This window comes from Massilia sp. BAP21, from assembly GCF_057801335.1.
Genome location: NZ_CM173596.1, coordinates 4,096,848 through 4,117,671, shown reverse-complemented (window position 1 = coordinate 4,117,671; position 20,824 = coordinate 4,096,848). Strand labels below are relative to the sequence as shown.

16 protein-coding genes and 2 tRNA genes are annotated in these 20,824 nt (G+C 64.8%); 6 read left to right on the top strand and 12 right to left on the bottom strand.

The features are described 5' to 3' along the window. Window positions 1–213: 213 nt before the first annotated feature. The 8 genes from ACWYRN_RS18310 to ACWYRN_RS18275 all read right to left on the bottom strand — a co-directional run bounded on the left by ACWYRN_RS18310 (window position 214) and on the right by ACWYRN_RS18275 (window position 9,136). Window positions 214–1,359, bottom strand: coding sequence for an acetyltransferase domain-containing protein (locus ACWYRN_RS18310; protein WP_488688999.1), 1,146 nt, complete (start codon window positions 1,357–1,359; stop codon window positions 214–216). A gap of 139 nt (window positions 1,360–1,498) precedes the next feature. Continuing rightward, complete coding sequence (locus tag ACWYRN_RS18305) at window positions 1,499–2,263, bottom strand: sulfite exporter TauE/SafE family protein (protein ID WP_488688997.1); 765 nt, start codon at window positions 2,261–2,263, stop codon at window positions 1,499–1,501. Window positions 2,264–2,328: 65 nt separating this feature from the next. Then, window positions 2,329–2,418 (bottom strand) — tRNA-Ser (locus tag ACWYRN_RS18300). Window positions 2,419–2,697: 279 nt separating this feature from the next. Next, window positions 2,698–2,787: transfer RNA gene (locus tag ACWYRN_RS18295), tRNA-Ser, on the bottom strand. A 107-nt stretch (window positions 2,788–2,894) separates the two neighbouring features. Continuing rightward, complete coding sequence (serS, locus tag ACWYRN_RS18290; RefSeq protein WP_488688995.1) at window positions 2,895–4,190, bottom strand: serine--tRNA ligase; 1,296 nt, start codon at window positions 4,188–4,190, stop codon at window positions 2,895–2,897. 109 nt (window positions 4,191–4,299) lie between these two features. Next, window positions 4,300–5,610: a replication-associated recombination protein A gene (locus ACWYRN_RS18285; protein ID WP_229434931.1), complete on the bottom strand. Its 1,311-nt coding sequence runs from the start codon at window positions 5,608–5,610 to the stop codon at window positions 4,300–4,302. Between the two features lie 199 nt (window positions 5,611–5,809). Beyond that, window positions 5,810–6,448: an outer membrane lipoprotein chaperone LolA gene (gene lolA, locus ACWYRN_RS18280; protein ID WP_488688993.1), complete on the bottom strand. Its 639-nt coding sequence runs from the start codon at window positions 6,446–6,448 to the stop codon at window positions 5,810–5,812. A 138-nt stretch (window positions 6,449–6,586) separates the two neighbouring features. Further along, complete coding sequence (locus tag ACWYRN_RS18275) at window positions 6,587–9,136, bottom strand: DNA translocase FtsK (RefSeq protein WP_488688991.1); 2,550 nt, start codon at window positions 9,134–9,136, stop codon at window positions 6,587–6,589. A gap of 195 nt (window positions 9,137–9,331) precedes the next feature. Between ACWYRN_RS18275 and trxB the strand changes: the two genes are divergently transcribed. The 5 genes from trxB (at window position 9,332) to ACWYRN_RS18250 (ending at window position 15,449) form a co-directional block, all read left to right on the top strand. Next, window positions 9,332–10,288: a thioredoxin-disulfide reductase gene (trxB, locus tag ACWYRN_RS18270; protein ID WP_488688989.1), complete on the top strand. Its 957-nt coding sequence runs from the start codon at window positions 9,332–9,334 to the stop codon at window positions 10,286–10,288. An 18-nt stretch (window positions 10,289–10,306) separates the two neighbouring features. Continuing rightward, entirely contained in the window at window positions 10,307–10,975 is a 669-nt protein-coding gene (locus tag ACWYRN_RS18265; RefSeq protein ID WP_488688987.1) for a Smr/MutS family protein, read from the top strand. A gap of 186 nt (window positions 10,976–11,161) precedes the next feature. Then, window positions 11,162–13,357, top strand: a complete 2,196-nt coding sequence (locus tag ACWYRN_RS18260) for an ATP-binding protein (RefSeq protein ID WP_488688985.1) — start codon at window positions 11,162–11,164, stop codon at window positions 13,355–13,357. A gap of 100 nt (window positions 13,358–13,457) precedes the next feature. Then, complete coding sequence (locus ACWYRN_RS18255) at window positions 13,458–14,066, top strand: trimeric intracellular cation channel family protein (protein WP_305824865.1); 609 nt, start codon at window positions 13,458–13,460, stop codon at window positions 14,064–14,066. A gap of 402 nt (window positions 14,067–14,468) precedes the next feature. After that, window positions 14,469–15,449, top strand: coding sequence for an IS110 family RNA-guided transposase (locus tag ACWYRN_RS18250; protein WP_488688983.1), 981 nt, complete (start codon window positions 14,469–14,471; stop codon window positions 15,447–15,449). 25 nt (window positions 15,450–15,474) lie between these two features. On the opposite strand, the gene ACWYRN_RS18245 is transcribed toward ACWYRN_RS18250, so the two are convergent. Both ACWYRN_RS18245 and ACWYRN_RS18240 read right to left on the bottom strand, forming a co-directional pair. After that, entirely contained in the window at window positions 15,475–15,813 is a 339-nt protein-coding gene (locus ACWYRN_RS18245; RefSeq protein WP_229434918.1) for a P-II family nitrogen regulator, read from the bottom strand. 27 nt (window positions 15,814–15,840) lie between these two features. Continuing rightward, the gene (locus ACWYRN_RS18240; protein ID WP_488688982.1) at window positions 15,841–17,889 is read right to left on the bottom strand and encodes an NAD(+) synthase; all 2,049 of its coding nucleotides are present in this window, start codon (window positions 17,887–17,889) and stop codon (window positions 15,841–15,843) included. Window positions 17,890–17,983: 94 nt separating this feature from the next. Here ACWYRN_RS18240 and ACWYRN_RS18235 point away from each other — a divergent pair, with 94 nt between their 5' ends. Next, window positions 17,984–19,138, top strand: a complete 1,155-nt coding sequence (locus ACWYRN_RS18235) for a GNAT family N-acetyltransferase (RefSeq protein WP_488688980.1) — start codon at window positions 17,984–17,986, stop codon at window positions 19,136–19,138. 7 nt (window positions 19,139–19,145) lie between these two features. Here the strand turns inward: ACWYRN_RS18235 and ACWYRN_RS18230 are convergent, their stop codons facing one another. Then, on the bottom strand, window positions 19,146–19,724 hold the full coding sequence (locus ACWYRN_RS18230) for a DUF7010 family protein (protein ID WP_488688979.1): 579 nt from the start codon (window positions 19,722–19,724) through the stop codon (window positions 19,146–19,148). Window positions 19,725–19,792: 68 nt separating this feature from the next. Continuing rightward, a complete protein-coding gene (locus ACWYRN_RS18225; RefSeq protein ID WP_229434896.1) occupies window positions 19,793–20,686 on the bottom strand; it encodes a LysR family transcriptional regulator in 894 nt (297 codons plus the stop codon). Window positions 20,687–20,824: the final 138 nt, after the last annotated feature.

Here is a 20,824-nt window from a genome sequence, read left to right as displayed (position 1 = left end):
CATCTGCCAAGGTGTCTCTTCCGGCGTTCTCATTCCTTCTCTTTTCGTCTCTTTTTCTCCCTGCCATTTCGACAAGTACGAAAAGAGAGAGAAAGAGAACGAATGAGAATGCGGAATGAGACGGTTTGATGCAGGGTCCTGGACGGGCCTCCCCACCCTGCTCTTCCGCATTCGGGCGCCGGCCTCGGCATCAGGCCGGGTCCGCCAGGTGCCCTACAAATACTTGAGCCAGGCCAGGTCGCGCCGCCGGGCCTTGAAGCGCGCAAAGGCGCGCACTGCCGGATACAGCGCCAGCGTCAGCACGGCCGTCAGCGCCCAGACCTGCCACACGCCCTCCATGCGTGGCACGATGCCGCCCGCTTCCAGTCCACGCGCGATGCATTGCAGCACGTACAGGTGCAGGATGTAGAAGAACATCGGTGCGGACCCCAGTACCGCCAGCCACGCGCTCAAGCGCCCGTCCTTGCGCTCCAGCAGGAGAAGCAGGAGCAAACCGATGCCCAGCGTCAGCGCCGCGAACAGCAGCGATGGCGGATACTTGGTCACGTTGAAAAAGCTCATCAGGGTTTCGCCACTCGATGCGCCGACAACCCAAGGCCGGTCGCCATACACGTTCAGCACGCGCAGCGCCACGAACAGGCCCAGCGCAGTTGCGGCCCAGGCGAGCAGGCGCCGCCGGCGCTCCGGCGCCGCCCAGCCCTGGGCAAACCAGGGACCGCAGGCATAGCCCAGGCAAATGATGCCGATCCAGGGCAGCACAGGATACGAGGTGCGCAGGCGCAGCGTGTCGGACACCTCGATCCAGCCGCGGTCGTGCAGCACGGCCCACAGCGTATGCAGCGGGTGCCCGGCGGCGAAGTGCAGCCCATCGAGCAGGTTGTGCCCGGCCACGATCGCGAAACCGAGCGCGATTAGGGCCGCGCGCGGCAGATACACCAGCGCGGCGAGCGCCAGCATCGACAGGCCGATGGCCCAAATCACTTGCAGGTAGACCACTTGCGGCGGGAAGGACGCCGTCCAGGCGAAATTGATCACGGTCAGCTCCAGCACGACCAGGAACAGCCCGCGCTTGGCGAGGAAGCTTGATGCCGCACGCGGTCCGTCGGCCTGGCGCGATGCATACAGGAAGGCCGATAGCCCGGTCAGGAACACGAAGACCGGCGCGCACAAGTGGGCGATCAGGCGCGACACGAACAGCGGCGCCGGCGTCGTTGACACGTCCATCGGATCGGACACCTGCAGGTGCAGCAGGAAGGTCTCGCGCACATGGTCGGCCAGCATGAAGACCATGACGAGGCCGCGCAGGGCGTCGATGGCGAGGATACGGCGCCCGCTGGAATGGGCCTGGATTGCTTGCATGGGAATGGGCTGCGCCGGCAGCATCAGGTTAAGGAACAGCAGGCGGCGCGGCCGGCATGCGAACGGAAGCCGCCACGCCGCCAGGGCGCGGGACCAGCCTTAATGATAACGCACTCTTGATATCGAAGCCAGGGCCCGCTTATCCGGTCACCAGCATCGCCCCCGCCGTCACCAGCAGCACCGCGCAGAACAGCAGGCGCAGGCGCGCCGCCGGAAACTTGTGCGCCAGCGCCACGCCCGCCGACACGCTGAGGATGCCGCCGACCGCCATCGGCACGCCCACGTCCCAGGCGACGTGCTGGCCCTGGGCATAGGCGAACAGGGCGATCGCCGAACTCGGCATCACGAGGGCCAGCGCCATGCCCTGCGCCCGGGTCTGCTCCATGCGGAACAGGCTGACCAAGGCCGGCACCACCACCAGTCCCCCGCCGATGGTGAAGATGCCCGACATCGCGCCGCTGGCGATCCCGAGCAGGGGCAAGGCCGAGCGCGTCATCTGCCTGGGCGCGGCCGGCCCGGCGCGCGGCGTCGCCTTGCGCAGCAGGCCCTGGCCGAAGTAGAGGGCAAGCGCAACCAGGAACAGGGCGAACGCGACCCGCAGCACGCGCGAATCGATGCCGCTCGCCAGCCGCCCGGCCACGTAGGCGGCGACCATCGAGAACACGCTGATCGCGGCGACCGCGCGCAAATCGATGCGGTGCTTCTGGTGGTAGCGGAAGAAGCCGATCAGCACGTTCGGCACGATCATGACCAGGGCCGTGCCCTGGGCCAGGTGCTGGTCCATGCCGTACAGCCAGGCCAGGGTGGGAATGGCGATCAGGCCGCCGCCGATGCCGAGCAGGCCGCCGGCAAAGCCAAGGCCGGCGCCGAGGGCGGTATTGAAGAGAAGGATGGGTAGCGTCATGTGCATGGCGTGCGCCAGGAGGCGGAAAACGAAAAAGGCTCCCAGCGGGAGCCTTTTTTTACTACTGGCGGAGAGGGTGGGATTCGAACCCACGGTACGGTCACCCGTACGCCTGATTTCGAGTCAGGTACATTCGACCACTCTGCCACCTCTCCTTATTCGGTGCGTTGCGGTCGCTGCAAGCGAGGCCGCATTATAGCGGGGGATTTCCATTTGTGGAAGGAGAAAGATGTCGAGAGCATAAAGTTTCTTTTTCAAGACTGAAATGGCTCCCTGCGGGAGCTGGGAGGGTGGGATTCGCCTACGTTCCGCAGGCCGCCTTGGCGCGAGTACGCGCCAAGCTTCGAATCCCACGCGCAAGGCCCGCAGGGGCCTTGCTCCTCTCCGCCAGTCCATAAAAAAAAGCTCCCACGAGGGGAGCTTTTTTCATGTTCTGGCGGAGAGGGTGGGATTCGAACCCACGGTACGGTCACCCGTACGCCTGATTTCGAGTCAGGTACATTCGACCACTCTGCCACCTCTCCTACTTCGTTGCGGCGTGGTCGCTGCAAGAGACACGCATTATAGCCAGCCTCTACCGAAAACGGAAGAGCTAATTCGTTTCAAACGAATCACCCTCCCCTTTCGACATTCAGGCAGCCGGCGCCAGGCGCTCCAGCCCGCCCATGTACGGACGCAGCACTTCCGGAATGATCACGCTGCCGTCGGCCTGCTGGAAGTTCTCCAGCACCGCTACCAGGGTACGCCCAACCGCCAGGCCCGAACCATTGAGCGTATGCAGCAGCTCAGGCTTGTTCTGGGCATTGCGGAAACGTGCGCCCATGCGGCGGGCCTGGAAGCTTTCCGTGTTCGACAGCGAGGAAATCTCGCGGTAGGTGTTCTGCGCCGGCAGCCAGACTTCCAGGTCGTAGGTCTTGGCCGCGCCGAAGCCCATGTCGCCGGTGCACAGCGACATCACGCGGTAAGGCAGGCCCAGCGATTGCAGGATGGACTCGGCCTGGCCGACCATCTCTTCCAGCGCCGCGTACGACTGCTCGGGATGGACCACCTGAACAAGCTCGACTTTATCGAACTGGTGCTGGCGGATCATGCCGCGCGTGTCGCGGCCGTAGCTGCCCGCTTCCGAACGGAAGCATGGCGTGTGCGCGGTCATGCGGATCGGCAGCGCGTCGAGCGGCACGATCTCGTCGCGCACGATATTCGTCAGCGACACTTCCGAAGTCGGGATCAGGTAGAAGGTCTCGCCCTCGCCTTCCGCGCCGCCCTTCTTCACCGAGAACAGGTCTTCCTCGAACTTCGGCAGCTGGCCGGTGCCGCGCAGCGAATCGGCATTCACCATGTAAGGCGTGTAGCACTCGGTGTAGCCGTGCTTGTCGGTGTGGGTGTCCAGCATGAACTGGGCCAGTGCGCGGTGCAGGCGCGCGATGCCGCCTTTCATCACCGAGAAGCGCGAGCCGGTCAGCTTGGTCGCGGTGTCGAAGTCCAGGCCCAGTTTTTCGCCGATGTCGACGTGGTCTTTCACTTCGAACTCAAAAGCAGGCGGCATGCCGACCTTGCGCACTTCGACGTTGCCGGTTTCGTCCTGGCCGGCTGGCACCGACTCGTGCGGCAGGTTCGGGATGGCTTCCATGAACTCGGCCATCTTGCGCTGGACCTCGGCCAGCGAGACCTCATTGGCCTTCAGCTCGTCGCCCAGGCCGGCCACTTCGGCCATCACGGCGCTCGTGTCTTCGCCTTTGCCCTTAAGCATGCCGATCTGCTTGGACAGCGAGTTGCGCTTGCCCTGCAGCTCTTCGGTGCGGATCTGGATGGCCTTGCGTTCGGCTTCCAGGGCGTTGAAGGCATTCACGTCGAGCTGGAACTTGCGGGTCGCCAGGCGGGCGGCGACGTTGTCGATGTCTTTGCGGAGGAGTTGGATGTCTATCATTGTCGGCTTCTGCGAGGCGTATGTCGAAAACGCAATTGTACCAAGGGGGCAGCGTTTCCAAAGCGTGATTTACATGCGTAATGGATGAGCTGCCCAGGGGCGGCCCGCTTCAGCTTTCTTCGCCCTGCGCGTCGGCGTCGAGCTGGCGCAGGAAGGCCAGCTTGTCGGCCACCTTGGCCTCGATCCCACGCGGCACCGGCTGGTACCAGCGCGGCTCCGGCATGCCGTCGGGCAGATAGGTTTCGCCGGCCGCATACGCGTTCGGCTCGTCGTGCGCGTAGCGGTATTCGTGGCCGTAGCCCAGCTCCTTCATGAGCTTGGTCGGCGCATTGCGCAGGTGGACCGGCACCTCGCGCGACTTGTCCTTGCGCACGAACGCCATGGCGGCATTGAAGGCGTTGTAGCCGGCATTGCTCTTCGCGGCAATGGCGAGATAGATCACCGCCTGCCCCAGCGCCAGTTCGCCCTCGGGCGAGCCGAGCCGTTCATAGGTAGTGGCGGCGTCGTTCGCGATCTGCAGCGCGCGCGGGTCGGCCAGGCCGATGTCTTCCCAGGCCATGCGCACGATGCGACGCGACAAATACTTGGCGTCGGCGCCGCCATCGAGCATGCGGCACAGCCAGTACAGTGCCGCGTCCGGATGCGAGCCGCGCACCGACTTGTGCAGGGCCGAAATCTGGTCGTAGAAATTGTCGCCGCCCTTGTCGAAGCGGCGCGAATTCAGGGTCAGCGCGTTGTCGACGAACTCGCCGGTGATCGTCGTGATGCCCGAGGTTTCGGCCGAGGTCTTGGTCTGTTCGAGCAGGTTCAGGAAGCGGCGCGCGTCACCATCGGCATAGCCGACCAGGGTATTCACCGCGACCTCGTCGAACGTCAGGTGCTTCAGTACCCTTTCCTGCGCACGCTTCAGGAGCTGGCGCATCTCGTCGTCGTTCAGGGCTTTGAGCACGTAGACCTGCGAGCGCGACAGCAGCGCCGAATTCACTTCGAACGACGGGTTCTCAGTGGTGGCGCCGATCAGCGTGACGAGACCGGACTCGACGAAGGGCAGCAAGGCATCCTGCTGCGACTTGTTGAAGCGGTGGATCTCGTCGATGAACAAAATCGTGTGCTTGCCGCGCGCCAGGTACTGCTCGGCCTGCTCGACGGCGGCGCGGATGTCCTTCACGCCCGACAGCACGGCGGACAGGGCGATGAATTCGCAGTCGAAGGCATAGGCCGTCAGGCGCGCCAGCGTGGTCTTGCCGACGCCGGGCGGGCCCCACAGGATCATCGAGTGCGGCTTGCCCGACTTGAACACCAGGTTCAGCGGCTTGCCGGGACCGAGCAGGTGGCTCTGGCCGATCACTTCATCGATGGTGCGCGGGCGCAAGGCTTCGGCCAGCGGGGCCGCGGGTTCGTGCTTGAACAGGTCATCCATGCGGCGCTCCCCGAATGGGTGCCGGAACGGCGAAATAGTGCGAATGGTTGTGCATGCAGCTAGTGTAGCCGATGCCTGCACACGTCGCGAAGTGCACGCATGCCGGGCGTCCTCGCACACTTGATCCAGGCCTGGCCCACCCATGAAAAAAGCCGCCCGGTCGGGAGCGGCTGCGGATGGCAGGCTGCAGCCAGGCGCGTCAGTTATTGATGACGTCCGCGCCCTTCGGCATCTCGAATTTGAACTGCTGGGCGCCCAGAGACGGGTTGCGCTGGAAATTGGTGAATTTCAGAACCGAGGTCTGGCCGAAGGTATCCTTCAGTTCCATTGCCTGCGGAATACCGTCGCGCAGGCCGATGCTGATCTGCTCGAAGGTGGTGTCGCGCGCCTTTGGCACGGCGCTCAGCCATTCCAGGCCGTCGCGCGTGCCTGCTTCGGACAGGGTGAAGTTCTTTTCCAGGTCGTTGCTGCCGAACAGAATGGCGGCCGGCGAGGAACCCAGGGCGTTGCCGAGCTTCCTGGTGGTGACCTGGTTCAGGTCCTTGTCGTAGATGTAGAGCTGCTCGCCGTCGGCCTGCAGCACTTGTTCGTAAGGTTTCTGGTAGGTCCAGATGAACTTGCCGGGACGGGCGAAGACGAAGCTGCCGCTCGAGGCAGGCGTGGCCTTGCCATTGGTGGACTTGCGCTGCTGTTGCTGGGTGAATTCGCCCTTGGCGGATTTGGTGCCGGAGACGAAGGATTTGAATTGGTCGAGGGCGGCGGCGTGGGCGGAGCCGGCCAGGGCCAGGGTGGCGCTGGCGATCAGGGTGGCGATAGTCGTTTTCGTGTTGTTCTTCATCGTGGTCCTTTTTTGCGTTGGGGTGTGCGTGAGCATGACCGCGTGGGCACAGGTGCCTTGCGCGGCCCGGCCCACCCTACCAGGGCGGTATGCATACCGCGCCACGAGGGTGGACGCCAGCGACCCGATTAATGGGCATTACTCGGCACTGGTGGCGGGCACGAGGATGTCGCGGTTGCCGTTTGACTGCATCGGCGAGACCACGCCGCTCTGCTCCATCTGTTCGAGCAGGCGCGCGGCGCGGTTGTAGCCGATGCGCAGGTGGCGCTGGACCAGCGAGATCGAGGCGCGGCGGTTCTTCAGCACGACCTGCACCGCCTGGTCGTACATGGCGTCGGACTCGCCGCCGCCTTCGCCGGCCGTGGCATCGCCGCCGGCGCCGCCCTCTTCCAGTGTGCCGCCTTCCAGGATGCCTTCAATGTAATTCGGCTCGCCCATCGATTGAAGATGTTTTACAACTCGATGCACTTCGTCGTCCGAGACAAAGGCGCCGTGCACGCGTACCGGCAGGCCGGTGCCCGGCGGCATGTACAGCATGTCGCCCATGCCGAGCAGGGTTTCGGCGCCCATCTGGTCGAGAATGGTGCGCGAGTCGATTTTCGACGATACCTGGAACGCGATGCGGGTCGGGATGTTGGCCTTGATCAGGCCGGTAATCACGTCGACCGACGGACGCTGGGTCGCAAGAATCAGGTGGATCCCCGCCGCACGCGCCTTCTGGGCGATACGCGCAATCAGTTCTTCCACCTTCTTGCCGACCACCATCATCAGGTCGGCCAGTTCGTCGATGATGATGACGATCGTCGGCAGCTTTTCCAGCGGCTCGGGATTGTCCGGCATGATCGAGAACGGGTTCGGAATGTGTTCTTCCCGCTTCGTTGCTTCGGCGATCTTGGCGTTGTAGCCGGCCAGGTTACGCACGCCTAATTTAGACATCAGCTTGTACCGGCGCTCCATCTCGTTCACGGCCCAGTTCAGGGCGTGGCCGGCCTGGCGCATGTCGGTCACCACCGGCGCCAGCAGGTGCGGGATGCCTTCGTACACCGACATTTCCAGCATCTTCGGGTCGATCAGGATCAGGCGTACGTCGGCCGGGTCGGACTTGTACAGCAGCGACAGGATGGTGGCGTTGATGCCGACCGACTTACCGGAGCCGGTGGTACCGGCCACCAGCAGGTGCGGCATCTTGGCGAGATCGGCCACCACCGGTTTACCGGCGATGTCCTTGCCCAGCGCCACGGTCAGGTTCGAGGCCGAGTCATTGTAGACCTTGGAGCCGACGATTTCCGTCAGGCGCACGATCTGGCGCTTCGGGTTCGGCAGTTCCAGCGCCATGTAATTCTTGCCCGGGATGGTCTCGACCACGCGGATCGAGGTCAGCGACAGCGAACGCGCCAGGTCGCGCGCCAGGTTCACGATCTGGCTGCCTTTCACGCCGGTGGCCGGTTCGATTTCGTAGCGCGTGACGACCGGGCCCGGATAGGCGGCCACGACCGCGGCTTCGACGCCGAAGTCCGACAATTTCTTTTCGATCAGGCGGCTCGTGAATTCCAGCACGTCGACGGCCACGGTTTCCTGGGCCGGCGGCGGTTCGTCCAGCAGGGCCAGCGGCGGCAGGGCCGAGTCGCCGGGCAAGTCGCGGAACAGCGTGGTCTGCTGCTCCTTGACGGCGCGCTCGCCTTTCGGCACCGAGATCATTTGCGGCTCGATCTTGATTGGCGCCAGGACCGGCTCGGCAGCGCCGGCCGCAGCCGGCGCGCGCGGCGGCTTCGGTGGCGGCGCGCTGCTCGAGAAGTCCTCGTCCAGATCGATGTACGCGGGCACGTCGTCGTCCGGCTCCAGGCGCGGCTCCTTCATGGCCGGGCGCGCCGGGGCCGAGGCGGCCGCCTTGCTCAGTTCCAGCTGGGGCTCGGCGCGCAGGGCCGGCGCCGGCTGCTTTTCCACGTGCCTGGCGCGTTCGGTGACCACGGCTTCGTCGCGCTTGACGGCGGCGGCTTCACCCTGGCGGCGGTCTTCACCGGCTTCCATGCGGCGGCGGAACCAGTCCAGCGTCATCTCGGCCGACTCGCCGATGCGTTCGGCCACGGCCAGCCAGGACACCTGGAAGAACAGCGAAAAGCCCAGGCCGAACAGCAGCAGCAGGAGCAGCGTGGCGCCGGTAAAGCCAAAGGCGACCTGCGAGGCGTGGCCGAGCAGCTGGCCGAGCACGCCGCCCGGGGCGCGCGGCAAATCGACGTCCCAGGACCACATGCGCAGGTATTCCAGGCCGACGCTGCCGGCGAACATCAGGGCGAAGCCGATCCAGCGAATGATGAATTCGTCCTGGTGCTCGGGTTCGCGCGGGGCCGGATCGGTGTCTTTCAGGCGCCGGTAGCCGCGCCAGACGGCGCGCAGGAACAGGCCGCCCCACCACCAGGCGGAAAAGCCGAAGATAAACAGCAGCAAGTCGGCGAGCCAGGCGCCGGCCTTGCCGCCGAGGTTGGCAATCTGCGGCACGGTATTCGCGTGCGACCAGCCCGGGTCCGCCTTGTTGTAGCTCAGCAGGATCAGGACGAAATACAGGAAGGCGACCGCCATGGCGATCCAGCGCGCTTCCAGCAGGAGGCGCGCAAGCCTGCCCGGCAGCGGAGCGCGGCCGGCCGTATTGCGGGGGACATTCGAGGGAGGGGCGGAACTCTTCTTGCTCATGCTGCGTGGTGCATTCATCTTCGCGATTGCGGAATCCAGCCATTCTAAGGCATATATTGCCAAGACGGCCTCATCATTCATGCTTGTGCGCATCATCGTCTATAATCTGCGTTGTATTCGACGACGAAATCACTGTCTTGATTCTGCGCGTCCCGCCCCCAGTTTCCAATTTTCCACATCATTTCCTCTGCTCTCATGACCACTAAGAAACACGCCAAAGTCCTGATCCTCGGTTCCGGTCCTGCCGGCTACAGCGCCGCCGTCTACGCCGCGCGCGCCAATCTGCAACCGATGCTGGTCACCGGTGTCGAACAAGGCGGTCAGCTGATGACGACAACCGATGTGGAAAACTGGCCGGGCGACCCGCTCGGCGTGCAGGGCCCGGAACTGATGCAGCGCCTGCTGCAGCACGCCGAGCGCTTCAACACCGAGATCGTGTTCGACCACATCCACACGACCTACCTGAACGAAAAGCCGATCCGCCTGGTCGGCGACTCGCACGAATTCACCTGCGACGCCCTGATCATCGCCACCGGCGCCTCGGCCCAGTACCTGGGCCTGCCGAGCGAACAGGAATTCATGGGCCGCGGCGTCTCGGCCTGCGCCACCTGCGACGGCTTCTTCTACCGTAACCAGGAAGTGGCGGTCATCGGCGGCGGCAACACCGCGGTCGAGGAAGCCCTGTACCTGGCCGGCATCGCCTCGAAAGTGACTTTGATCCACCGCCGCGACAAGTTCCGCGCCGAGCCTATCCTGGTCGACCGCCTGATGGCCAAGGTTGCCGAAGGCAAAATCGCGCTGGAACTGAACCACACCCTGGACCAGGTCGTCGGCGACAACAGCGGCGTGACCGGCCTGAAACTGAAGTCGACCGAGAATGGCGCCGACAAGGAACTGACCGTGCACGGCCTGTTCGTGGCCATCGGCCACAAGCCGAACACCATGATCTTCGAGGGCCAGCTCGACATGCACAACGGCTACATCAAGACCCGCAGCGGCACCGAGGGCATGGCCACGGCCACCAGCGTGCCGGGCGTGTTTGCCGCCGGCGACGTGCAGGACCACATCTACCGCCAGGCGATCACCAGCTCGGGTACCGGCTGCATGGCTGCGCTGGATGCGCAGCGCTACCTGGAAGCCCTGGGCGAGTAAGGAGCGCGGAGACTGACGATGGCGGGCATGAAGGACTTTGCCGATCTGAAATCCTTGCGCGACCAGCTCAAGGAAGAAGAACGCGTGCGCGCCATCGAACAGGCCGCGCGCGAACGGCGCGAACGCATCGCGCGCGAACGCGCCGTGGAGTTTCGCGGTGCCATGGACGGCGTGACGAAGCTGCCGGAATCGGACCGCTACGTCTACCGCCCGGTGCAGGAAGCGCTGCTGCGCGCCACGCCCGAGCAGCGCCGCCTGAGCCAGGAAGAAGACGATGCCCTGGTGCTGCAGGAATCGCTGTCCGACCTGTTCGACGTCGACGGCCTGCTCGACGACGATCCCACCCTCAGCTATGCGCGCGAGGGCGTCGGTCCGGATGTGGTGAAAAAACTACGCAAGCGTCACTGGCCCATCCAGGACGAACTCGACCTGCACGGCATGACGCGCGACATCGCGCGCGGGCAGGTGGGCGACTTCATCCGCCGCAGCATGCGCCGCGGGGTGCGCTGCGTGCGCATCATCCACGGCATCGGCTACGGTTCGCCGAACGGCGAGCCGGTGCTGCGCTCGGTGGTGCACAGCTGGCTGGTGCAAAAGGACGAAGTGGTGGCCTTCTGCGTGGCCAACCGCGCCGACGGCGGCCATGGCGCCCTGGTCGTGCTGCTGAAGCCGGCGCTGGATCGCTGACCTTTCGTATTGACACTGGCTTGTGTCAGAATACCCTCATCCGGTGCACCGCCTTCATTCTTTAGTACTATCGTGAAACAATCCGGTGCGCTCCCAGTGGTCATCGCGTTGTAGAATGCCAGCGTAGCTGTCCAGCCCCCCCCCTAAATAGAAGGGAATACATTGAAGTCGATTCAGGCCGTCCCGATGCCTGTGCCCGCCCAGGTAGACCTGGCGAACTGCGCAGAAGAACCCATCCACGTTCCGGGATCGATTCAACCACACGGCTTTCTCGTGTTCATGGATGCGCAGGGTAGCGTCGAAGGCTGGAGCGCGAACGTGCCCGCCGGTCTGCTGGCGTCCCTGCAACTGGGCCGCCCTTATACCGAACTGCCCTTGCCGGCCGCCTGCGCCGAACTGGTTGCCGAGTGCGCCGAGTCCGCGGGCGAAGGCGAATGCGCGCCGATGGTGGCGGCGGTGATGGTCGACGGCTGCGGTTTCGACGCCATCGTGCATGGTACGCATGGCCGCATCGTGGCCGAGTTCGAGTCGCGCGACGTGCCGGCCGACGAAGTCGCCCTGTTTGCCGTGCGCGCCCACAGCTCGATCGAGCGCGTGCGGCGCCAGCGCAGCATCGAGGGCCTGCTGGAAACGGCGGTGCGCCAGGTGCGCGACTTCACCGGCTTCGACCGCGTGATGGCCTACCGCTTCCGCGAAGACGACAGCGGCGACGTGGTGGCCGAGGCGCGCCGCGACGACCTCGTCCCCTACCTCGGCCAGCGCTATCCCGCAGGCGACATCCCGGCCCAGGCGCGCCGCCTGTACGTGCTCAACACCCTCCGCATGATCGCCGACATCGCCTACACCCCGGTGCCGCTGCTGGGTGCGCCGGATGGCGCGCCGCTCGACATGAGCTTCGGCGTGCTGCGCAGCGTCTCGCCGATCCACGTCGAATACCTGCAGAACATGGGCATCCAGGCCTCGATGAGTGTGTCGATCGTGATCAACGGCCGCCTCTGGGGCCTGCTGGCCTGCCACCACATGACGCCGAAGCAGGTGCCGCACGCGATCCGTATGGCGGCCGACGTGCTGGCCCAGGTGCTGGCCTCGACCGTGCAAAGCATCGAGGCGCGCGCCGACGCCGAACTGGTGGAGCAGTCGGCGCGCGTGCGCACTGCCCTGGTCGAATCGCTGCTGATCGACGAGGAACCGCTCGACGCCCTGGCCCACCACGCCGAGGCCCTGCTGGCGGCAACCCGCTCGCAGGCCCTGGTAGCGGTCCACAATGGCAAGGTCTTCAGCCACGGCCCGGTCGAGCGCGACATCGCCGAAGCGATCGTGCGCGCCCTGCCGCCGGAAGCGAGCGACATCATTACCTACGACGCGCTGGACGAATGGCCCCTGGCGGTGCAGGCCAGCCTGGGAAAGTGGGTCGGCATGCTGGCCCTGCCCTTCGATCCGCCCGGCGGCGGCTGGTGCCTGCTGCTGCGCACCGAGCAGATCGAGCACGTGTCCTGGGGCGGCCGTCCTGAAAAGACAATCCAGCACGGTCCGCTTGGTGCGCGCCTGACCCCACGCGGCTCGTTCGACGCCTGGCACGAAACCGTGCGCGGCCGCTCGCACCCCTGGGAAGCGGCGGTGCTGGAAAATGCGCGACTGACGCAATCGGAACTGCTGCGCGCCTCGAACGCACGGCGCGCCCAGACCGAATCCACGCGTGCCCAACTGCTGGCCATGCTGGGACACGACCTGCGCGACCCGCTGCACTCGATCAACATGGCCGGCACCCTGATCGAGCGCGGCAGCACGCAGTCGACCCTGGGCCGCCGCATCCAGTCGTCCAGCAACCGCATGCAACGCCTGATCGGGCAAGTGCTCGACATGAGCCGCATCGACGGCGGCATGGGCCTGGGCATGACGCTGGCGCCGCTCGACGTGTCGGCGCTGGTGGAAGACGTGATCGACGAGTCGCGCATGGCTTATCCGACCATCGACTACGTGTTCGCCAATCCGGGCCCGGTCTTCGTGCGCGCCGACGGCGGGCGCCTGGCCCAGGTGCTGACCAATTTGCTGAGCAATGCGCGCCACCACGGCGAAGTCGGTCGGCCGATCGTGGCCGGCCTGACCAACGCGCATGGCTGGGCCGAGCTGACGGTGTCGAACGCGGGCGCACCGATTGCGCCGGACGTGGCGGCATCGCTGTTCAATCCCTTCAAGCGCACCTCGCTGCACAACCCGCGCAACCGCACCGGCATGGGCCTGGGGCTGTATATTGCGGCGCAGATCGTACGCGAGCACGAGGGCGAGATCGCCTACCGCTACGAAGAGGGGCAGGCAGGCGGCCGGGTGATCTTCAGCGTGCGCCTGCCGCTGGCCGAGATGGAACGCGCCGGCCCGACCTGAAACGCCGGTGTGCGCGTGCAGGGCGGGCTCCGCACGCGCTCCCTACCGCAGGAGCCCGCTGCATGTTAGGCTAGCAACAGTCCAACTGCGCACTCCTTGCATGACCCTCATCAAGTTCATCGAAATCGTGGCAATCCTGGTCGGCGCTTTTTCTGGATTCATCGAAGCACGGCGCAAGCGCATGGACCTGGTGGGGGTGTTCACCGTCGCTTTCATCGCCGCCTTCGGTGGCGGCACCCTGCGCGACATCCTGCTCGACCGCCGTCCGCTGTTCTGGGTCACGCACCAGGAATACGCGATCGCCATCTTCGTGCTGGCTCTGATCGCCTCGCCGCTGATCCGCACCCTGCGCCATATCGTGTCGGAACGCCTGATCGTGATCGCCGATGCCGTGGGACTCGGCCTGTTCTCGATTGCCGGCACCTCGGCCGCGCTGGACGCCAACATGCCGATCTTCATCGCCTCGATGATGGGCGTGATCACGGGGATTTTCGGCGGCGTGCTGCGCGACATCGTCTGCAACGAAGTGCCGATGGTGTTCAGGGACGGTAAACCTTACGCCCTGTGCGCCTTCCTCGGCAACTGGATGTTCCTGATGATGGGGATCTACACCGATGTCTCGCACGACTTCGCGCTGTGGACCAGCGCCCTGTTCATCAGCGCGCTGCGCTTGATTACCTGGAAGTTCGATATCCAGATGGGGCGATGAACCATGCATTTTGTTCTTGCATGACTTGCGCTGACGGGCGGCGCTTCGATACCGCGCCTTTGTAGGGTGGGCTCTCGAGCCCACGCTGTACGGCAACAATGTGCCGAAACGTCTTCCGGGACGCCAGGTCATGCGGCGTACCCGGTGACGCCGCATGGTATCTACCGCTGACACCGCGTGGGCTCGAGAGCCCACCCTTGTATCTTGACCGAGTTGGTGGTTAGCTACTGCCAGCAGAGGTGAAGACCAGCTTGGGCCCACCCTTAAGGCTCGACCTTGGAAGGTAGATCAAGCCCTTCACCTCGTTCCCACACCATGCCAAACACTGGACGGTAGCCAAGGGCAATGACCCTGTATGCACAAGGAGAGTGGGTGTGTTGATCGAGGACGCAAGGAGAATTTATGTTTTATCTAGGTGTAGACGTTGCCAAGAAAAACCTTGACTGCATGCTGCTCGATAGCGAGACCGGCAAGCTCAAGTCGAAGAGTAATATTCCAAATACAGCTGCTGGCTTTGTGGAGTTGCTTGACTGGCTGAACGAAAAGAAGGCGTCCAATCCACACGTGGTGATGGAGCCGACAGGGATGTATCACGAAGCCGCTGCATTGGCCCTGGCCGATGCTGGACTGGTCGTATCGCTGGTTAATCCAGCTCAGCTGCGCGCTTTCGCGCAAGGACTGGGGGTGAAGAACAAGACCGATAAGCAAGACAGTGCGGTGCTGGCTCGCTTCGGCATGGCCCAAAATCCTGCACCATGGCAGCCACCATCGCCGTCAGCACGTCACCTCAAAGCCCTGCTGGCGCGCCGTGATGCAGTCGCCGACGATCTACAGCGCGAACGCAATCGCAAGGAAGCAAACGACTTTAGCTCGGTACCAGAAGCTGTAAGCGCCTCTATTGCAGAATCAATCGCTTTTCTGCAGGCCGAACTGAAGCGGTTGGAAAAGATGATTGCCAAGCACATCAATGACGACCCGGACCTGCGCAACAAGAAAGAACTACTCGAAACGATACCTGGTGTCGGTCCTCGTGTTTCGACCCATATGACGACGTTATTTGCTGGTCGAACGTTTGAGAGCGCCGAGCAGCTGGCAGCCTATCTGGGGCTCGTGCCAGTTGTATGGGAGTCAGGATCTTCGGTACGTGGCCGGCCGCATATGTCGAAAGCCGGCCCTGCTTACTTACGCAAAGTGCTGTACATGCCTGCCGTCGTGGCAACACGCTGTAATCCGCATATTAAGGCGCTGACTGAGCGACTGCTCGCCAAAGGTAAAACCGCGATGGCCGCAATTGGAGCCGCTATGCGCAAGCTGGCACACCTGTGTTTTGGTGTCATCCACTCCGGCAAGCCCTACGACCCAAAATTTGCATGTAGGGCTTGACGGGTAAGACGGTATCTACAACACCTTACACCGCGTCTGGCCCAGTTTCGCCAGTACGGATGCGAATCACCTGCTGCACGTCCTGCACGAAGATCTTGCCGTCACCGATCTTGCCGGTACGCGCCGCCTTGATGATCGCGTCCACCACCTGGTCGGTGATGGCGTCATCCACCACCACTTCGATCTTCACCTTCGGCAGGAAGTCGACCACGTACTCCGCGCCGCGATAGAGTTCGGTATGCCCCTTCTGGCGCCCGAAACCCTTCACTTCGGTGACGGTCAGGCCGGTGACGTTCACGTCCGCCAGCGCCTCGCGCACTTCGTCGAGTTTGAAGGGTTTGATCACGCAGGTGATCTGTTTCATGTCTGCTCCTTGTTCAACAATGGGTATTTAGTCGGGAATCCTGGCCAGGTCGTCGAGCCACACCGTGGCCTCGGAATCGCTCGGCGCGCGCCAGTCGCCGCGTGGCGACAGCGAGCCGCCGTTGCCGACCTTCGGCCCGTTCGGCACGCAGCTGCGCTTGAACTGGCTGGTCTTGAAGAAGCGCCACAGGAAGATGCCGAGGTTGCGCTTGATCGCGGCCAGGTCGTACTCGTTGCGCGCGCCGTGTTCGTCCGGCCAGCGGCCTTCGTGCCGCGCGCGCCAGGCGGAATACGCCAGGAAGGCGACCTTGGTCGGCGCGAAGCCGTAGCGCAGGATGTAGTACAGATTGAAGTCCTGCAGCTCGTAGGGCCCGATCACGTTCTCGGTCACCTGGGCCGGCTGGTCTTCTCCCTCCTTGCCCGGCACCAGCTCCGGGCTGATCTCGGTGCCGAGGATGTTCAGCAGCACCTCGGTGCCGCCGGCCACCACCGACTCGGTCTCGGCCACCCAGCGCACCAGGTGCGAGATCAGGGTCTTGGGCACGCTGGCGTTCACGTTGTAGTGCGACATGTGGTCGCCCACGCCATAGGTGCACCAGCCCAGCGCCAGCTCGGACAAATCGCCGGTGCCGATCACGATCGCGCCCAGGTGGTTCGCGAGCCGGAACAGGTGGTTCGTGCGCTCGCCGGCCTGCACGTTTTCGAACGTGACGTCGTACTGTTCCTTCCCTTCGGCGAACGGGTGGTTCAGGTCCTTCAGCATCTGGATGCAGCTCGGGCGGATGTCGATTTCCTGGGCCGAGCAGCCGACCACGCGCATCAGGTCGTGCGCCTGCCTCAGGGTGCGCCCGCTGGTGGCGAAGCCTGGCATGGTATAGGCCAGGATGTTCGTGCGCGGTAGGCCCAGGCGGTCCATGGCGGCGGCGCAGACCAACAGCGCATGGGTCGAGTCCAGCCCGCCCGAGACGCCGATCACCACCTTCCGGATGCCGCTCGAGGACAGGCGCTGGATCAGGGCCTGGACCTGGATGTTGTAGACCTCGGTGCAGCGCTCGTCGCGCAGCGCGCGGTCGGCCGGCACATAAGGGAAGCGCTCGATCTCGCGCTGCAAGGGCAGCGTGCGCTCCAGCGGCAGCGCCAGGCTGAAGCGCTGCACGCGGAACTTCGCCACCTCGGCGCCATGGCGCGCCGCCGACTGGGCAAAGGTGGTGGCGCGCATGCGCTCCTGCGACAGGCGCTCCAGGTCGACGTCGGCAAAGATGGTGTGCGACTCGTCGAGGAAGCGCTTCGATTCGGCCAGCAATTCGCCCTTTTCGTAGATCAGCGACTGGCCATCCCAGGCCATGTCGGTGGTCGACTCGCCGCGCCCGGCCGAGGTGTACAGGTAGGCCGCCATGCAGCGCGCCGACTGCTGGCTCACCAGCTGGTGGCGGTAGGTACTCTTGCCCACCAATACGTTCGAGGCCGACAAATTGACCAGCACCGTGGCGCCGGCCATCGCCGCGAACGAGGACGGCGGCACCGGCACCCAGACGTCTTCGCAGATCTCGACGTGGAAGCGCAGCAACGGCAAATTCTCGACCTCGAACACCTGGTTCGCACCGAAGGGAATCATCTCGCCGAACAGTTCGACGCAATCGACGTTCGCGCTGTCGGCATTCGAGAACTGGCGCGATTCGTAGAATTCGCCGTAGTTCGGCAGGAAGCTTTTCGGCACCAGGCCGAGCACGCGGCCGTTCGCGACCACGGCCGCACAATTGAACAGCTGGTGATTGACCCGTAGCGGCAGGCCCACTACCATCGCCACGGGCAAGGCGTTAGACGCCTCGACCACGGCGGCCAGGGCCGCTTCGCAGGCGTCGAGCAGCGCACGCTGGTGGAACAGATCCTCGCAGCTGTAGGCCGACAGCCCCAGCTCGGGGAAGGCCACCAGCGCCGCGCCTTCATCGGCCGCCTGGCGCGCCAGCGCGAGGGTCTGCTCGACGTTGTAGGCCGGGTCGGCGATGCGGCAACGCGGGATGGCAACCGCCACGCGGGCGAACTGGTGCGAGTAGAGGTTATAGAATGGCTTGTTCATCTCGTAGTCTTTCGCATGGCAAGCGGTGTGCAAGGCCCGGCCCGGCACATCGGCCCACCCCTCTCCTGGTTATGGAAACAGTCTGGACGTCATCTTGAACGCCACTTTTAATTATCGCACGCATATCGTTTCATCCTTGTCCGAAATCGGCCAGGCTGCCTGGGATGGCTTGCTGGCCCTGCAGGGCGAGGCCAATCCCTTCCTGTCGTATGCCTTCCTGCATGCGCTGCACGAATCCGGCAGCGCCTGTCCCGATACCGGCTGGCAGCCGCAGTACATCGCGCTGTACGATGGCGAGGACCTGGCCGCCGCCCTGCCCCTGTACGTGAAAGGACACTCCTACGGCGAATACGTGTTCGACTGGGCCTGGGCCGACGCCTACCAGCGCCACGGCCTTGAGTACTACCCGAAGCTCTTGTCGGCGGTGCCGTTCACGCCGGTGGCCGGACCGCGCCTGCTGGCGCGCGACAGCGATGCCCGCGCCGCCCTGATCGAGGTGCTGCGCGCCACCCAGCAGGCCACCGAGGTCTCGTCGACCCACATCCTGTTCCCGCCCGAGGAGCACGCGCGCCAGCTGCAGGAGGCCGGCTTCCTGCTACGCAGCGGCGTGCAGTTCCACTGGCTGAACAATGAGTACGCCGACTTCGATGCCTTCCTGGCGACGCTGGAACAAAAGAAGCGCAAGAACATCCGCGCCGAGCGGCGCAAGGTGAAGGAAGCCGGCGTCCTGATGCGCCGGGTGCGCGGGGCCGACATCACCGATGACGAGTGGCGCTTCTTCAACCGCTGCTACCGCCACACTTATGCGGCGCATTACTCGACGCCCTACCTGAACCTGGACTTCTTCCGCCGCATCGGCGCCGCCATGCCGGAAAATATCCTGCTGGTGATCGCCGAACGCGAAGGGCGGCCGATCGCGGCTTCGCTCGTGATCCACACGGCCGACACCCTGTACGGGCGCTACTGGGGCGAGATCGAACACGTGCCCTGCCTGCACTTCGAGGCGGCCTATTACCAGCCGCTGGAATTCTGCATCGAGCAAGGGATCAAGGTGTTCGAGGGCGGGGCCCAGGGCGAGCACAAGATGGCGCGCGGCTTCCTGCCGACCCGCACCTTCTCGGCGCACTGGCTGGCCCACCCCTCGTTCGCGGATGCGATCGAACGTTTCCTGGAGCGTGAAGCGGGCGGGATCGACGACTACATGGACGAGCTGAACGAGCGCAACCCGTTCCGCAACGCGGCCGGCTGACGATGTGTCAGACCGGGGTCGGCCCGATCCCGGCTTCGCGCCGCGCGCTGGCCAGCAGCACGAAGGCGAACACGATCTCGATCAGCGCGCCGGCCGCTGCGCCCAGCACCGGCGGCGCGTTCAAACTCGCCAAGCCATAGCCGGCCAGCCCGAGCACGGCCCCGATCATCCAGAACATGCGGTTGCCGTAGAGGGTGTGGAAGCAAAGATAGCGGCCGCCGATCACGAGCAGCATCGCCGGGAAGAACAGTTCGATGCGCCAGAGCGCGATGCCATAGGCGAGCGGCAGCATCGCAATCATCCAGAACGTGGTGGCCATTGCCAGCGCGCCGAGCGGATTGCCGGAGGTATGACGGCCCGGAGCGCCCAGCAGGCGCGTGCACAGCACCGCGATCGGATGGATGAACATGCCTCCGACGAACAGCGCCCATACGGCGCGCTGCGGCGACAGCCAGGCTGCGACGCAAGCGGCCACGGCCCAGACCGAACCGGAGACAAGTACGCCCGGGGCGCCGCCCAGGTAGCCGGCACGCATGTCGCGCTGGCAGGCATCGAGTGTGGCAAGACCGGGGCGGGCAAGGTTCATGGCGTTCTCCAAGTGAATTGCATCTCATCCTGCCACGACTGCGGTGGCAATCAAGCTGGCCTGGCGCCTCAGACGAACAGCGAAGGCTGGCTGTCGGCATAGTCGCGCAGCAGGTTCCACACCACCTTCACGCGGCGCAGCCGGTACAGGTCGGTCGGCGCGGCCAGCCAGAACGAGCGCTCGGCATGGAAACCCGGCAGCACCTGCACCAGCTTGCCGTCGTCGGGCACGGCATACGGCGGCGCCATCATCAGGCCCATGCCCAGCGACGCCGCCTCGATCTGCGCCGTCATGCCCGAGCAGCACAGGCGCCGCCGCGGCGTGAAGCCGAGTTCACCCATGTAGGACAGTTCGCGGCTGGCCAGGCGGTCCTGCACGTAGTCGACAAAGTAATGCTGGGCCAGGTCGGACTGCTGGCGGATCGGCGGATGCCGGTCCAGGTAGCCGGGCGAGGCGTACAGGTAGAAGCGGAACGAGGCCAGGCGCGTGACCATGTAGCGCCCGGTGGTGGGCGGGTCGAGCATGACGCCGAGGTCGGCCTCGCGGTTGGCGAGGTTGGCAAAGCTGGGCAGCGCCAGCAAGTCGATCGACAGGTCCGGGTTGGCGTCGAGCAGGTCCGCCAGCAGCGGCGCCACCACCTTCACCCCAAACACTTCCGGCACGCCCAGGCGCACCACGCCGTGCGCCGCCACCTCGGCCCCGCCGAGCTGCTCGGCCGCGGCCAGCGCCGCGCCCTCCATCGCCTCGGCGTGGGGCAGCAGCGCATGGCCCATCTCGGTCAGTTCGTAGCCTTCGCGCGAGCGGTCGAACAGGGTCGAGCCGAGTTCCTTTTCCAGGCGGTCGATGCGGCGCGCCACCGTGGTGTGCTCGACGTCCAGCCGGCGCGACGCGCCGGACAAGGTGCCGGCGCGCGCCAGCTCGAGGAAGAAACGCAGGTCGGTCCACTCAGGCAGGCTGTTCATCGGCGCATTTGCTCAGTTATCAAAATAGATCAAGACGACCTATTGTGCACCAGTGCACATTCCTCCTGCAATCACTTCCCTCGATCCGCCGCCAGAGCACGAAAATTGTGCGCTTGCAGCATTTTCCCTCGCTGCCAT

Bases quoted from the DNA above. Each gene is read 5' to 3' on its own strand.
- ACWYRN_RS18285 (WP_229434931.1), bottom strand. From the start codon at position 5,610: ATGGATGACCTGTTCAAGCACGAACCCGCGGCCCCGCTGGCCGAAGCC.
- ACWYRN_RS18245 (WP_229434918.1), bottom strand. From the start codon at position 15,813: ATGAAACAGATCACCTGCGTGATCAAACCCTTCAAACTCGACGAAGTG.
- ACWYRN_RS18275 (WP_488688991.1), bottom strand. From the start codon at position 9,136: ATGAGCAAGAAGAGTTCCGCCCCTCCCTCGAATGTCCCCCGCAATACG.
- serS (WP_488688995.1), bottom strand. From the start codon at position 4,190: ATGATAGACATCCAACTCCTCCGCAAAGACATCGACAACGTCGCCGCC.
- lolA (WP_488688993.1), bottom strand. From the start codon at position 6,448: ATGAAGAACAACACGAAAACGACTATCGCCACCCTGATCGCCAGCGCC.
- ACWYRN_RS18250 (WP_488688983.1), top strand. From the start codon at position 14,469: ATGTTTTATCTAGGTGTAGACGTTGCCAAGAAAAACCTTGACTGCATG.
- ACWYRN_RS18265 (WP_488688987.1), top strand. From the start codon at position 10,307: ATGGCGGGCATGAAGGACTTTGCCGATCTGAAATCCTTGCGCGACCAG.
- ACWYRN_RS18255 (WP_305824865.1), top strand. From the start codon at position 13,458: ATGACCCTCATCAAGTTCATCGAAATCGTGGCAATCCTGGTCGGCGCT.
- ACWYRN_RS18305 (WP_488688997.1), bottom strand. From the start codon at position 2,263: ATGACGCTACCCATCCTTCTCTTCAATACCGCCCTCGGCGCCGGCCTT.
- ACWYRN_RS18240 (WP_488688982.1), bottom strand. From the start codon at position 17,889: ATGAACAAGCCATTCTATAACCTCTACTCGCACCAGTTCGCCCGCGTG.
- trxB (WP_488688989.1), top strand. From the start codon at position 9,332: ATGACCACTAAGAAACACGCCAAAGTCCTGATCCTCGGTTCCGGTCCT.
- ACWYRN_RS18230 (WP_488688979.1), bottom strand. From the start codon at position 19,724: ATGAACCTTGCCCGCCCCGGTCTTGCCACACTCGATGCCTGCCAGCGC.
- ACWYRN_RS18225 (WP_229434896.1), bottom strand. From the start codon at position 20,686: ATGAACAGCCTGCCTGAGTGGACCGACCTGCGTTTCTTCCTCGAGCTG.
- ACWYRN_RS18260 (WP_488688985.1), top strand. From the start codon at position 11,162: ATGCCTGTGCCCGCCCAGGTAGACCTGGCGAACTGCGCAGAAGAACCC.
- ACWYRN_RS18310 (WP_488688999.1), bottom strand. From the start codon at position 1,359: ATGCAAGCAATCCAGGCCCATTCCAGCGGGCGCCGTATCCTCGCCATC.